The 15113-nt window shown below is 38.1% G+C and carries 10 protein-coding genes; 3 read left to right on the forward strand and 7 right to left on the reverse strand.

Going from position 1 to position 15113, the window contains the following annotated elements:
* Positions 1-27 precede the first annotated feature (27 nt).
* The 6 genes from ACODST_RS18570 to ACODST_RS18595 all read right to left on the reverse strand — a co-directional run bounded on the left by ACODST_RS18570 (position 28) and on the right by ACODST_RS18595 (position 10154).
* Positions 28-984, reverse strand: a complete 957-nt coding sequence (locus tag ACODST_RS18570) for a glycoside hydrolase family 43 protein (protein WP_488933588.1) — start codon at positions 982-984, stop codon at positions 28-30.
* A 135-nt stretch (positions 985-1119) separates the two neighbouring features.
* The gene (locus ACODST_RS18575; RefSeq protein ID WP_488933589.1) at positions 1120-2739 is read right to left on the reverse strand and encodes an arabinan endo-1,5-alpha-L-arabinosidase; all 1620 of its coding nucleotides are present in this window, start codon (positions 2737-2739) and stop codon (positions 1120-1122) included.
* Positions 2740-2750: 11 nt separating this feature from the next.
* A complete protein-coding gene (locus ACODST_RS18580; RefSeq protein WP_488933590.1) occupies positions 2751-4295 on the reverse strand; it encodes an alpha-N-arabinofuranosidase in 1545 nt (514 codons plus the stop codon).
* Between the two features lie 61 nt (positions 4296-4356).
* Positions 4357-5370, reverse strand: coding sequence for an arabinan endo-1,5-alpha-L-arabinosidase (locus ACODST_RS18585; RefSeq protein ID WP_488933591.1), 1014 nt, complete (start codon positions 5368-5370; stop codon positions 4357-4359).
* A 133-nt stretch (positions 5371-5503) separates the two neighbouring features.
* Positions 5504-7066 carry a RagB/SusD family nutrient uptake outer membrane protein gene (locus tag ACODST_RS18590; RefSeq protein ID WP_488933592.1) on the reverse strand — a complete coding sequence of 521 codons (1563 nt, stop codon included), beginning with the start codon at positions 7064-7066 and terminating at the stop codon, positions 5504-5506.
* A 31-nt stretch (positions 7067-7097) separates the two neighbouring features.
* Positions 7098-10154: a SusC/RagA family TonB-linked outer membrane protein gene (locus ACODST_RS18595; protein ID WP_488933593.1), complete on the reverse strand. Its 3057-nt coding sequence runs from the start codon at positions 10152-10154 to the stop codon at positions 7098-7100.
* Between the two features lie 571 nt (positions 10155-10725).
* Here ACODST_RS18595 and ACODST_RS18600 point away from each other — a divergent pair.
* A complete protein-coding gene (locus ACODST_RS18600; RefSeq protein ID WP_488933594.1) occupies positions 10726-11415 on the forward strand; it encodes an NUDIX hydrolase in 690 nt (229 codons plus the stop codon).
* A gap of 351 nt (positions 11416-11766) precedes the next feature.
* On the opposite strand, the gene ACODST_RS18605 is transcribed toward ACODST_RS18600, so the two are convergent.
* A complete protein-coding gene (locus tag ACODST_RS18605; protein ID WP_488933595.1) occupies positions 11767-12765 on the reverse strand; it encodes a GntR family transcriptional regulator in 999 nt (332 codons plus the stop codon).
* A 102-nt stretch (positions 12766-12867) separates the two neighbouring features.
* Between ACODST_RS18605 and ACODST_RS18610 the strand changes: the two genes are divergently transcribed.
* Entirely contained in the window at positions 12868-13923 is a 1056-nt protein-coding gene (locus ACODST_RS18610) for an aldose epimerase family protein (RefSeq protein WP_488933596.1), read from the forward strand.
* 25 nt (positions 13924-13948) lie between these two features.
* On the forward strand, positions 13949-15109 hold the full coding sequence (gene galK, locus ACODST_RS18615; RefSeq protein ID WP_488933597.1) for a galactokinase: 1161 nt from the start codon (positions 13949-13951) through the stop codon (positions 15107-15109).
* Positions 15110-15113 lie beyond the last annotated feature (4 nt).

A 15113-nucleotide genomic window follows, 5' to 3' on the forward strand; every position in this document is an offset into this window, starting at 1 on the left:
TGACTGAAAACTGCGACTGAAAACTATTTACTGAATCCCTTCAGAGGTCATCAAGACCCGTTTCATTGTTCCGTCTTTGTTATAAAATAATTTATCAACACAGACTGATCTTCTAAAACTTCCGCCATCTGGTTTTGATGCTCCGTTGTGATAAATGAAATAAGATTGTCCTTTAAAATCAATTATCGATTGATGGTTAGTGTTGCTATTTCCTGCTAATTCATTTAAGATTCCTTTAAACTCCCATGGCCCTGTAATTGATTTGCTCATGGCATAAGCAATTTTTTCAGGGAATTCGTAGGCATAAGACAAATAATACCAGTTTTTATGTTTGTGAATCCAGGGTGCCTCTGTAAAATTTGGCAGTTTTACGTGATGAATTTCACCTTCTATTTCGGTCATATTCTCTTTTAACTTTGCATAATGACAGGCTGTATTTCCCCAAAACAAATAAGCCTGTCCGTCGTCATCAATATAAACCGTAGGATCAATATCGTCCCAGCTTATAGTGGTAAATTTGGTCATATCATTTGTAACGAGGGCTTTCCCTAAGGCATCTTTAAAAGGGCCTGTCGGACTGTCTGAAACTGCCACTCCAATTGATTTTCCGGGTACAGAACTGTGTTCAACCGTAACGTACCAGTAAAATTTTCCGTTTCTTTCAATTACCTGCGAAGCCCAGGCATCACTTTTGGCCCATTTAAAGTCGGTTACTTTTAAAGGTACCGGATGTGATTCCCATTTTTTCATATCTGATGAAGAATATACTACCCATTCGTTCATTTTATAAAAATGAAAATCATCAGGTGCTTCGTCATGACCTGCATACAAATAGACCTTATCCTTATAGACTAATGCCGCTGGGTCGCCAGTGTACTGATCCTTTATAGCGGGATTATTAAACTTCGACGGATCGACCTGAGCGGTCGTTTTAAACGAAACGATTAAAAACAAAACAGACAGGCTTTTAAGTACATTTTTCATTGTGATATAGTTCTTTTATTTTTTGCCGCAACTGGCACCCATTTTCCCAAATTATAATTTCTGATTCGGGCAGATTTTTTAATCTTACTGCTCTTTATACTGTGCTATTATTTAATACCTGGAATTTGGAATTTTTTAATTGATTTTTTTACCCCATACCGGCAGTCCTGCAGCCGTTAAACCGGAATAACTTAGGGTAACTTTTCGGGCAGCCGATTCCCAGTCCCAGGCATCGCTTACATTGCATTTTACACCATTTACGGTTAAGATTTTTTTGGCACTGTCATACGACCAGGTTCCGGCAGCGTCACCGCTTACTTTTTTATCTGCTGTAAGGTAAAGTGTCACTGATTTCTGCATGGTCTTGTATTGATAATTCATGGTAATCTGTTCCCAGGTACCCACAAAACTTGCTTCTGTAATCGTGGTGGCAGGAACTCCGGCATAACGCTCTGCTTCAACCACAGGCCAGCCGTCTTCTGTCCATTGAATGGCTCTTACATGACCCATCATGACCGCATTTGAAACATTGATTCCGGCCACGCCTTCAGGCAGACGTGCCTGTGAAGCATAAAACCATTGTTTGGTTGCCGGGTTTTGAAAAACAGCGCAATGTGAAAACCCAACCCAGCCGGTGTGATTTTTAAACTGATACGGATGTGTGATCATTGGGTAGCATTCGGCTCCGCTGGTAATACTGATTCCGGTATTGGTTACATAAGGACCCAGTATGTTTTTGGAACGGGCTACACGGGTGTTATACGCTACAGAAAGTTCATCATAAGCCAGGAATAAATAATAATATTGTGTTTCCGGATTATAGATAATTTCGGGACCTTCAAGAGCCTGCCAGCGGTTGGTATTAACATTTCCACGCCCGGCAATTCGAACTCCGTAATCCTCAATGGTTTTTAATTTGTCCGGTTTTCCGGTGGCAGGATTTAGTTTTAAAGCGGCAATTCCGGAATGCCAGGAACCGTAAATTAAATATTGTTCGCCTTCGGGTGTTTCGATGAAACTCGGGTCAATGGCATTAAATTTAAAATAAGCATCCCAGTCGTTTCCTCCGTTTCGGACATAACTTTTTACACCGTCCGGTTCTGAGCAGACTACCATCCCTTTGTCGACCCAATTGTTGGATGCCAAATCTGTAGTTTCGGCCAGACCAATAAAAGCACGTTCTGTCCAGGAAGTATTGGTATCTGTTCCGGTTATTGGATTGGTGACTACAATGCTGTAATACATTCTGAAAATATTCCCTACTTTTCGAACGCAGGGTGCCCAATAGCCGTAATTTGGGTTTTCTATTGGCGGAAGCGCCGGATTCATTCTGGCTCTTTTATTGTTTAAAGAGTCTTTTACCCAGGCTGGAGCCTGTGTCATCGAAGATCCCATAAATTCCCAGTTGATCAAATCTTTTGACCTTCTGTAGAAAAAATGTCCATTGCCGTCATGGGCATTTCCATAAGAAGCATCAGTTTGGTACATATAGTAGTAATCTCCTGATTTTTCTACTGACGGATCGTGTACGTTGGCTAAATTCCACTGCGATCTGCTTCCCCAGGCGGCAATAGAAGTATAGTTATCCGCATAAGCCGGCCCGGGAAATGCCGGGGTTACCACTGGCGGTGTCACCGGATCCGGGTCCGGTTCTTCTAACGCCGGATCGTCTTTGGAACAGCTGCTTACTAAAACCGCTGCTGCCAAGAATCCAATGAAAGCGAGTTTCTTTAAAATCGAATCTGAGTTTTTCATTTTATATTTTTTTATTTTCCTTCCAATACTACTACTGAGAATGGCGGAATTGTGATTTCAAGTTTTCCTTTTTTGTTTTCGAAACCTTTAAAAACGGCTGGTGCAATTTTGTTTGGTGCATCGAATGAATTATAGTCCTGCAGTTTTGCCGATGTTATTACTGTTCCTGTAAAGTTTTTAACGTTCAGGTCCTTGGTGTCGATTTCAATTTTATTTTTGTTTTTAGCATCTACATTAACCAGTGAAATGTGTACGGCTCCGCTTTTGTCTTTTGACGCTGATACGGATACAGCCGGAAGTGCTTCTCCATTAAAAGTGTATAAAGGCGACTGGAAATTTACAGGCAGTAATTTAGCGTCCTGATGCACACTGTACATTTTCATTACATGATAGGTTGGTGTTGTAATCATTCTGGCCTTATCTGTAAGGATTACAGCCTGCAGAACATTTACACACTGTGCTAAATTGGCCATACGAACACGATCAGCATGGTTATTGAAAATGTTTAAAGTAGCTCCGGCCAAAACCGCATCACGCATAGTGTTCTGCTGGTATAAAAAGCCCGGATTGGTTCCTTTTTCTACTTCGTACCATCCGCCCCATTCGTCAACAATCATGGCTACTTTTTTCTCCGGATCATATTTGTCCATAATGGCTGAATGTCTGGTAACCAGTTCTTCCATTTTTAAAGCTGACTGCATGGTTTTGAAATATCCTTCTTCGGTAAAATTTCGATCGTCTCCTTTTTTGCCCCAGTCGATTACAGCATAATGATGAACCCCAACTCCGCCTAACATATTCAACGGAATACCTTTCATTAAAACTTCTGTCCAGTTGTAATCGGCACTATTAGATCCTGATGCTATACGGGTAATGCCTCCTGTGTTTTCCCAGTCTGACATAAAAGTGGCATATTTACGATACTCTCCTGCATAATATTCTGCAGTCATATTTCCTCCGCATCCCCAGGCTTCATTTCCAATTCCCCAGTATTTTACTTTCCATGGCTCTTTTCTTCCGTTTTTTTGACGTAAATCACTCATCGGACTCTTACCGCTGAAATTGGTGTACTGAACCCAGTCGGCCAATTCCTGAACCGTTCCACTCCCCACGTTTCCAGATAAATACGGTTCTGCTCCTAAAAGCTCACACATATTCAGGAAATCGTGTGTTCCAAAACTATTGTCTTCGGTTACGCCGCCCCACCACTTATTTACTATGGTTGGTCTTTGTTCTTTTGGGCCAATTCCGTCTTTCCAGTGATAAGTATCTGCAAAACAGCCTCCCGGCCATCTTAAATTGGGAATTTTTAAGTCTTTTAAAGCGGCAATAATGTCATTTCTAACCCCTTTTGTATTAGGTATTTTTGAAGTATCCCCTACAAAAAAACCACCGTAAATGCAGCGTCCCAAATGTTCTGCAAAATGTCCGTAGATGTTTTTGTCGATCGTTGGTGTATCGCTGCTGTTTTTTATTGTTACTACTGTCGTGTTCTGAGAGAAGACTGCCTGATTACAAACAGCAATCAGAAATGAGATTAATAGTGCTTTTTTCATAATGTTTTTAATAAGTTAAACAGAGGAAAGTTTTTCAGGTCTTTCCTCTGAATAGTATTTTTTAATAAGAAAGTGTCGGCCATCCTGATGACCATGTAAAATATACAATTTCCAGTTTCGGATTTCCGTTATCGGCTCCGTCATAATAATGAACGGCTCCTTTTTGGGTTCCGGTGATTCTTGATAAATGTCCAGGCCCTATATAATTGCCTTGTGTGGCTAATACAGTAGTTCCGCCGCCGCTTTTTAAAGATACTCCGTTTTTATCTGTAAAAGGACCAAACGGACTTGTTGAACGGCCTACTACAATATAATAGGTGCTGTTTACGCCATTGCAGCAGGTACCTCTGTTTACAAACAAATAATAATAACTGCCTTCTTTAATTAAACAAGGAGCTTCCCAGGAAGCACTGCTTCCTCCGGCCACAATCGTTTTGCTTCCGGTTGTTTTTCCTGTCGACGGGTTAATCTGGATGACTCCAATTCCGGCATGCCAGGAACCATATGCCATATAAACATTACTTCCGTCAACCAGAATAGACGGATCAATAGCATTTACATCAGATGCTGAAGAGGAGGAAACCACCACTCCACGGTCTGTCCAGGTGGTTCCTGCACTTTGAGAAATGGCCGGTGCCGTAACCAAACCAATTGCAGAAGTGGCCGATCCAAACGTCGAACAGGAATAATACATATTCCAGCGATTGTTAAACCATGCCACATCAGGAGCCCAAAAGGTTTTGGTAAAACCCGGCACATATCCTGTAATCCAGCCCGGAGTTGAGGAAAACACCGAGGTTCCCCAGGTCCAGCTGGTTAAGTTTGTTGAATAAGTCATAGGGATATTGTCTCCCGTTGTAAAAACATAATAATTAACACCGCTTTTTACTATTGTACTAGGGTCGTGTGACGGAACATTCCCGCTCACCGTTTTAGCAGTCAGATTATTTGTTACCTGAGAATTTTGAGATTCTGCCGCTGCTGCCGCACTCTCATTCGAAGGGATTATAACATCTTCATTTTGACAACTTCCTAATAATATTGCGAATAAAACCAAACTTGTAATTGTTTTCATTTTTTCTAAATTTTTAAGTTACTGTTTCAATAATTAATCTTGTAATCGCATTCTTTTAAATAATACCATATGGCAGACTCTTCATCTGCCATGTGGTATTAAGTACTCTAACTAACTCAAAATAATATATTTATTAATAACTGTCGTTTTGAACGGTTCCCGGATTATTGTCCATTTCTAATTGTGGAATCGGATAATATTCTCTTCCTTTTGTATAGGAATTAAACTCGGCATCTCTTGCTTTTAACCAGGCTAATTTTGCCGCATTATCCAGCCAGCCCCAGCGGCGGATGTCATCAAAACGGTGTCCTTCAAGCGGGAACTCTAAAAATCTTTCGTGACCAATCTGTTCTCTCATCTGTTCCTGTGACATTCCCGGTTTGGTTACTGATAAATCCGGCAGGTTTACCCTGTTTCTCACCATTTGGATATACGTATAAGCTCCCGGAGTATCTCCCGTTTCATTCAGACATTCGGCATACATTAAAAGAATATCGGCATAACGCAGCAAACGCTCATTGATTCCGGAACGCCAGTCGTATTCGTCTGCGAACTGTCCGTCAGAGTTTTGGTATTTTCTACAAAACAAATCGTTTAAATCTCCCGGACTTGCGGCATAAAAAGCAGCAAAATCCCTTCCGTACAACTGCATTCCTCCTGGTTTGTTATAAAAAATAGTAGCATCTAAACGAGGATCCACTTCTCCGGTTTTTGTTTTTTCTTCCTGAAATTCATTAAACAAAGCCCAGGTTGGCTGTACGTCTGTCCATCCAAAAGCTCTTGGTGCGTAAGTGATCGCACGGGCCGATGTTTTCCCCCAGCCGGATGCAGGAGCACCACCCCAGCCTAAATCAACACCACCGGCGTCTCTGCTGAACTGTACTTCAAATAAGGATTCTGAATTGTTTTCGTTTGCTGTCGTAAAATTATCTCGGTAATTCGCCACCAGAGAATACACTCCTAAATCGATAACTTGTTTAAAAGTAATTCTGGCATTGCTGAAATCTTTAATAAATAAATACGTTTTTCCTAAATAACCCAGTGCCGCTCCTTTTGTAGCACGTCCTTTTTGCCCGCTGTCCAGACCGGAAATTCCGTCATAAGTATTTGGCAGTAAATCGGCAGCCGCTTTAAAGTCCGCAATAACCTGTGCCCAGCCTTCCTCTTGTGTTTTCTGTGGATAATACACAGCCAAATCTGTTGGAAGCGGTACATTTTTAAACATGTTTACCGCATGGAATAAATACAAGCCTCTTAAAAAATAAGCCTGTCCCAGAATCCTGTTTTTAAGAGCCTGATCTTCAAATTCAATTTCAGGCACATTCGCCAGTACCTGATTGGCACGATATACTCCCTGATAATAGGTTTCGTAAGCCCAGCCATAAATTGAAGCATCGGCTACATTGGAGTTAAAATGTCCTGCATTGTACATGGATCCCCAAGGACTATTCGTACGGGCATCATCTGCTCTGGCATCCAGAAGTAAAGGTGTACTTCTCATATACGTTCCGTCTGTTAATAAACTTCCGTAAGCGGCATTTACTCCTTCAAGTGCATCCTGATCTGTTTTCCAAAATGAGTCAACAGCATCGTTATTTGGATCAAGTTGTATCAAATCTTCGTCATCAACACAACTGGTCGTTGTAACAGCTAATGAAAAGAAAAGAACTATATAGTTAAATATTTTATATTTCATTGTAATACGTTTTAAATTGGTTATACCCTTCTTAGAAATTTACCTCAACACCCAGAGAAATTGTTCTTGGATTTGGGAAAGAACCCGCATCATATCCTCTTGAAAGAAGCCCGTCGCTATTAAAATCAGGATCATATCCTTTGTACTTGGTTATGGTTAACAGGTTTTGCCCGTTGATATAAACCTTAGCGCTTTGGATTAATTTGTCTTTTAAAGGAATATTGTATCCTAATTCCATCGTCTGCAGTCTTACATAATCCCCGCTTTCTATAAATCTGTTAGAATCTCTGGCATTTCCGTTAGGATCTCCAATAACCGGAGCCGGTACATTTGTATTCGTATTCGTTGGTGTCCAGTAATTCAGTTCGTCTGTATGATGATTGGTATACTGCCCTATCATCAAATTACGATACATGGCATTGAAAACTTTATTTCCGCCGCTGCCCTGCCAGAACATTGAGAAATCAAAATTGGCATAAGAAGCACTAAAATTCATTCCAAAACCATATTTAGGGATTGATACTCCCTGGAAAGTTCTGTCGGCATCTGTGATCATTCCGTCGCCGTTTACATCTTTAAATTTCACATCTCCGGGAGCTGCTCCTGTCTGAGTTGGCGAAGCCGCTACCTCAGCTGCATTCTGAAAAATTCCAATAGCTTCCCATGCAAAAAGTTCTCCTACAGATCTTCCTACTTCTGTTTTAGAAACCGCTCCGTAAAGAGGATTGGAGTTCACCCCAATTTTAGTCACTTCATTTTTCAACGTTCCAAAATTGGCCGAAATGTCGTATTTAAATTTATGATGGTGGTTGCTGTAAGAAGCTGTAAATTCCAGACCATTGTTTTTCATATCGCCCGCATTCGTAAAAATACTCGCCGGAAAAGCTCCTGTAGAATACGGCAGCGGTACTGTAACTAAAATATCCGTAACTTTTTTGGTAAAATATTCTGCTGAAAACTGCAGATCATTATTAAAAAAGCCTAATTCAAGCGCAATATTAGTACTTGCTGTTTTTTCCCATTTTACATTAGGATCCAGTGAACTAACTACCGTTGTACCCGGAGCCAGCTCGTTGTTAAAATCATAACCGGCAAAACTGTTTACTGTTGAAGCAAAGAAATATTGCGGAATCGTATTGTTACCCAACGTACCGTATCCTCCTCTAAGTTTGATATTACTTACCCATTCTGGCAGATGTATAAATTTCTCGTTGCTGATTTTCCATCCTCCCGAGAAAGAGTAAAAATCTGCCGCATTGTTAATTTCACTGAAAAGAGACGTTTTATCTCTTCTGTAATTGGCCTGAATTAAATAGCGGTCATCGTACGAATAATTTAACCTGCTTATATAGGAGATTCCCGTAATTGTAAATTTATATTCGGAGGCATTTCTGGAATCGGCATATTGAAGCATACTGATTTCTCCCGGTTTAAACCCAACTCCTCTTGTCGTAATACTGTGATTGTCACGTTTTTCCTGTATCCAACCTGCCAGTGCATCAATCTTATGTCTGCCAAGTGTAACTTCGTACGTTAATAAATTATTCAGGAAAGTTCTTAATTCATTACCTGTTGAAAGGTCTAAAGATGCCTCATCATTGGTTGTAATGTAATACCAGCCTAAATCACTTGGCGGAATAAATTTTCTGTTTTCCCAGTCTGTTCTGTCATAACTTACATCCAGTTTGTACTTAAGTCCTTTTACTATTTCAAGTTCTCCCCAGATATCGCCTATAAATCGGTTTCTTTTTCCGTTGTTTTCTATCAGGTTATTGTAACCAATAGGGTTCATCGAAATCGCTCTCTGTGTTAAATTATCAGTACCGCCATATCCGCCCAGTCTGTTTGCATCGTATACCGGCATGGTTGGAATAGCTCCTAATATATCGCTGATAACCGTTTGTCCGGCATTGTATTCATTAAAAATCTCTTTATCAGACTGCGTATAGGCAATTTTACCACCGTATTTAAACTTTCCTTTTTTACCCGTCAGGTTCAGATTAGTCGACAATCTCTCATAATCCTGAGGTGTCTTGATATAACTGGTGTTTTTAAAATAATCAACATTAAAACTGTATCCTAAACTTTCTGCTCCTCCTGTAAAAGTAAGCGCCTGATTTTGAACAACGCCAGTCTGCATTGCTTCTTTCTGCCAGTCTGTATTTACATTGTTGATATAAGAAGAACTGTTAGGATCATTTCCTGGCGCAATGTTTACCGCTACACCAGCTCTGATGTCACGGTTTCTTTCGGCTTCACTTGTAATTTTCTGATATCCCACACGATCCGTAACGTCCCATTTTTTAGCAACGTTCTGAAGACCTACGATCGATTTGAATTTCACATCCATTCTGCCTGCTTTTCCTTTTTTGGTAGTAATAATTACAACTCCGTTAGCACCGCGGACTCCATAAATAGCAGCCGAAGAAGCATCCTTTAATACCTGCATCGATTCAATTTCACCCGGAGCAAAATCATAGGGAGCATCTACCATAATACCGTCAATTACAAAAAGCGGATTATTATTGGTAAAAGAAGTAATTCCTCTGATTTTTACGTTTACAAATCCTCCCGGCTCTCCTGATGACTGAACGGTTACACCCGGAACCTGTCCCTGAAGCATTTTGGCCGCATCATAGGTCACGGTTTTTTTGGCCGACTCTAAGTTTACCACACTCACAGAACCTGTTAAGTCTGATTTTTTCTGGGTTCCGTACCCAATAACCACAACTTCGTTTAATTTATTAGTGTCTTCGCTTAAGCTTACATTGATTTTGGTCTGGCTTCCTACAGCCATTTCTTTATTCTGAAATCCAATAAAGGAATACACTAAAACATCCTTGGGTGATGCTTTTATTGAGTATTCTCCATCAAAGCCCGTTACAGCAACGGTCTTGGTTCCTTTTATCATAATGTTCACTCCCGGCAGCGGCAGGTTATCCTGTGCCGAGGTAACAGTTCCGCTAATCACTTTGTCCTGAGCCGACATTGGATTAACAGAGAATAACAGCAGTAATACTGCTAAAATCCATTCTTTTTTTGGCAATAGAAAATTGCAACAAAAAATTACTTTTTGTTTTGTTAACATAAGTGGTTTGTTTAAGGTTGGTTAGTAAGTAATTTTATAAGTGTTGATCTTACATTTGTAAATTTAACTAAAAAAAAAGCACCTAAACAAATTAATATCACAAAAAAACAAGCCAAAAAAAACACATATCGTAAATTAAGTGTTTAAATAACATTTAAAAATTGATGTTTTTTGCAAAAAAAAGACTGTTTTTTGCAAGTTAATTGTGTAAAAAATACACTTTTAATTAAAAAGCTCCCTTTTAAGCAAAAAAAGCCAAATCAAAAAAAATTGATAAATAAGCTGTTATTTAACTGTTTGAATTCAAAAAATAATTACTTTTGAAAGTAAAAACTTACTTAAATAATCACTTTTCTTCTTTAAGAGAACATGTTTTTTCAAAAAACCATCCTGCTGCAACCTGTTTTTGTCTTAAAAAAAACCCAAAAAAGAAAAATGAATGTTATTTTTTTGTAAAAAGTCATTTTTTTAACTCTATTTTTGAAGGGTTAATTATATAAGTGTATAATATACATTAATAAATTATTAAACAAACCAGAAAGTTTATATCTTTACCAATAAAATATTGAATATGCTAAACAGTTATAGCTCTGCCGATAAGGTCTTACTAGCGGTAGATTGTATTATTTTTGGATTCGACAATGAAGGCTTAAAAATACTTTTAATTCAGAGGGATTTTGAACCTGAAAAGGGAAAATGGTCCCTGATTGGAGGATTTTTAAAACGCGATGAAGTTTTAGACGATGCGGCTATCAGAATCCTGAATACGTATACTGGTCTTAACGATATATATATGGAGCAGTTATATGCTTACAGCGAAATTGACCGTGATCCGGTCGAAAGAACCATCTCGGTTTCTTATTTTGCTTTAATCAATATCGAAAACCACAATACAGAACTCATCAAAAATTACCATGCCGAATGGTTCCCTATTAACGATGCTCCCCATTTAATTTTTGACCACAACGAGATGGTTGAAAACGCTATTAAGAGACTTCGTTATAAAACATCGGTAAAACCAATTGGATTTGAACTGCTTCCTGAAAAATTTACCATGCGCCAGCTTTTGGAACTTTATGAAGCTATCTTAAGCAAGGAATTAGATAAGAGAAATTTTATCAGTAAAATTAATTCGCTTGAAATCCTGAACAAACTGGACGAAAAAGACATGCAGTCATCACGCAAAGGATCTTATTTGTATACTTTTAACAAAGAAAAATACGAAGAAAAGCTGCTAAACAACTTTTCATTAAACCTCTAGTTATCAAAACATAAAGCCAGATCATTTTAAATCTGACACGATGGTCCATTGTATAAAAAACAAAACCCTGAAATCCACAACTTTCAGGGTTTTTTCTTCAATAAAACTACTATTAAAAAAATAAACAAAATTTTTATCTTTTAACCTCTGCCTTAACGATCATTATGAACACTAGTCGTTAAAACATTAATAAGTGTAAAATTTACATTTGCAAATGTAAACAAAATAAACCGTTAAAAACAAAAAATTGCTTTTTTATTTTTTCTATTAATAAATAACCGATTTATTAAACAATTTGGATCTTACTTGTTATATAATCAGTCCGGATCTTAAAAAACACAAAACAAAGCGTTATAATGAGTTTCGTGGTATAAGCGACGATTTATTCTCGATTTGTTCCTTTTTTCCTTTTAAAACCATTTCAGCCAGAATTTTCCCCATAGCTTCAAAATGGGTCGAAATCGTCGTGATTCCGCTGGCTACGATTTTTTTAAGCGGCGTTTCATTGTAAGAAATAATACCAAAATCAATTCCCAGTTTTAAACTCTGGTCACGGGCTTTTTCGATTACCCGGACAAGATCACGATCATTAGGTATGATATAGAGATCGCCCAATGTAATTTCTCTGTTGGTAAACTCTGTTATAATCTCATATTGAAAATTATATTCTGTACAAAAATCTTCAAAACCTAATTTCATCCCAAGCGGTTCCCTGAAACCAGGAAAAATTAAAATCAGTTTGGTGTACTTGTTCAGTCTGTCTTTTCCCTTTTTCAGGCCTTCAAAAATATCTTTCTGGTGATTTTGATAAATTGCCGGATAAGATTTCAAATCCGGATTGGTCTGATCCAGTATAATAACATCCCCTACTGGTAGGGTTTTTATCGAAGCCGTTATATCCTGCAGATTTGTGGGCATCAAAATATATTTGGTATAATTACCATTACTGTCGTCTATCAGCTTTTGAAAAACGCGGCTGTTGAAATGATGAAAAAAAATATCAACCTGAACGTTTTTACCAATACTGTTTAAAAAGGAATTATAAATGTCTTCCTTAAAAATATTCAATTCGTCAAAAAGCAGGAATATCTTTTGTTTTATAGTGATTTCAACGCTTTTAACGTAATATCCCTTTCCGGGCATGGCATAAATAATACCTCGTTTTTTAAGCTCATCGTAAGCCAGCAGCACCGTATCACGTGATAACGAAAAAGCCAGACAGACTTTATTTACAGACGGAAGCCGATCGCCTTTTACTAATTTTTCTTCTTCAATTGCCTTTTCTATTGAGAGAATAATCTGCTTATATTTTGGCAGGCCAATGTTGTTCTGGATCGAAATAATATTCATAAAACGGACATTTTTTCTTAAATTAAATAAAAACTGGTAGGTACTGGTATGCAAAGATAGATAATGTTTTTATTTTTGAATTTCATTTTTGGCAAAAATTATATGGAAATAAAACATAAATCGCATTTTAAGGAAACTTCAAATTCTAAATCTTTTGGTTTCATGCCAAATAACGATGAAATTCTGTCTTTTGAATTGTCTAACAAAAACGGAATGAAGGTTCAGATTATCAATTATGGCGCGACTGTAACTTCTCTGCAAATTCCAACTGCGGCAGGAGAACTGGTTGATGTGGTACTCGGTTTTGATACACTTGAATCTTATTTAGAATCTTATAACCTGCCAAGCGCTCCGTATTTTGGAACCACTGTAGGCCGTTATGCCGGACGAATTCACAAAGGGGCTTTTTCATTGAACGGAAAAACCTATGAACTGGCCCAAAACAATAATGGCAATGCATTACATGGCGGAAATAACGGTTTTGGAAAAAAAATCTGGAATGTTACCCATCAAACCTCAGGAGAAAATCCTTCTGTAACCTTTTCTCTTACCAGCGAAAACGGAGATGAAAACTATCCGGGAGAATTACAGGTCGATTTGACCTATACTTTAACTGAAGCAAACGAATTAAAATTAGATTATAAAGCCGTTTCTACAGAAGATACCGTTATCAATTTAACCCATCACAGTTATTTTAATCTGGATGGCCACGACACAAGCGTGCTCGATCAGAAGGTATTTATTAATGCCGGAGAAATGCTGGAAACTAATGCGGAAAATATTCCAACCGGACAATTTACGGATCTTAACGGTCATGCATTTGATTTCAGAACCGCTAAAAACTGTCCGTCATCTATAGACAATTCTTTTGTAATTGCTCCTTCAGACACTGCTGCTGCGATTTTGTTAAGTTCTAAAAACAACTTAAAAATGAGTGTTTATACAGACCAGCCGAGTGTACATATCTATGTAGGCGGAAATTGCTTCGGCCTTCTGAAAGGAAAAAACAAAGCGGTTTACCATACCACCAGCGGAATTTGTTTTGAAACTCAAAATTTTCCTGATGCCCCAAACCAGAAGCATTTTCCAAATTCAGTTTTGAAAAAAGAAGAAGAATACCGTCAGAATACGCTCTACAAATTTGAAAATATAAACTAGAAACAACTACCAATTACACAATATAATGAACGACGTTTTAATACAAAATACAACTGCTTTTTTTGAGAAGTCTTTCGGTTCTAAGCCGGAAAAAGTGGTGCTTTCTCCGGGAAGAATTAATATTATAGGAGAACATATTGATTACAATGACGGTTATGTTTTACCGGCTGCCATAGATAAAGTGATTTGTTTTGCTTTTGAGAAAAACAATTCCAAAACCTCCAAAGTCATTGCCATTGACTTAAATGAAGAATTTGAAATTGATCTGACCCAGGAAGTACAGTTAAACGATGTGGTCTGGACCAATTACATTCGCGGTGTAATCAAACAGCTTCAGGACAACGGTTATTCTTTTGACGGTTTTAACTGTGTTTTCAGCAGTAATATTCCGGTTGGTTCCGGATTATCGTCATCGGCTGCTTTAGAATGCGGTGTGATTTTCGGTATCAAACAGCTTTTTGACCTTCAGATTGAAAAAGTTGATATAGCATTATTAGGACAAAAAGCAGAACACTGGGTAGGAATCAACTGTGGTATTATGGATCAGTTTTCCAGCGTTCACGGTCTTGACAATAAAGTAATTAAACTGGATTGTAATACGCTGGACTTTGAATATCACAATGCCGATTTTAAAGATTACTCACTGATTTTGATGGACAGTAATGTAAAACATTCTCTTTTTACTTCTGAATACAATACCAGAAGAATTGAGTGTGAACAAGGTTTAGCGATTATAAAAACGCATTTCCCTGAAGTAAAAAGTTTTAGAGACTGCACAGAAGAACAGCTTTTGAGCATTCAGGATAAAATGACCGAAACGGTTTTTAAAAGAGTACATTTTGTTGTAAAAGAAATAAACCGTGTTATTAAAGCCTGCGAAGCTCTAGACAACGGAAACATAGAACTATTAGGACAATTGCTTTTCGAGACCCATTACGGATTGTCTCAGGAATATGAAGTAAGCTGTGCTGAACTGGATATGCTGGTGGATACAGCAAAAGCAGACGATGCGATCATTGGTTCCCGCCTGATGGGAGGCGGTTTTGGAGGCTGCACAATTAATTTAATTAAAAAAGGACACGAAAATACGGTTAAAAGTAAGTTTTCAAATCTTTATTTAGATACATTTGGAATTGATTTAAAATTCTATGATGTAAAAATCTCGAATGGAACTACATTACTTTAAAACC

The organism is Flavobacterium sp. FG19, from assembly GCF_057809475.1.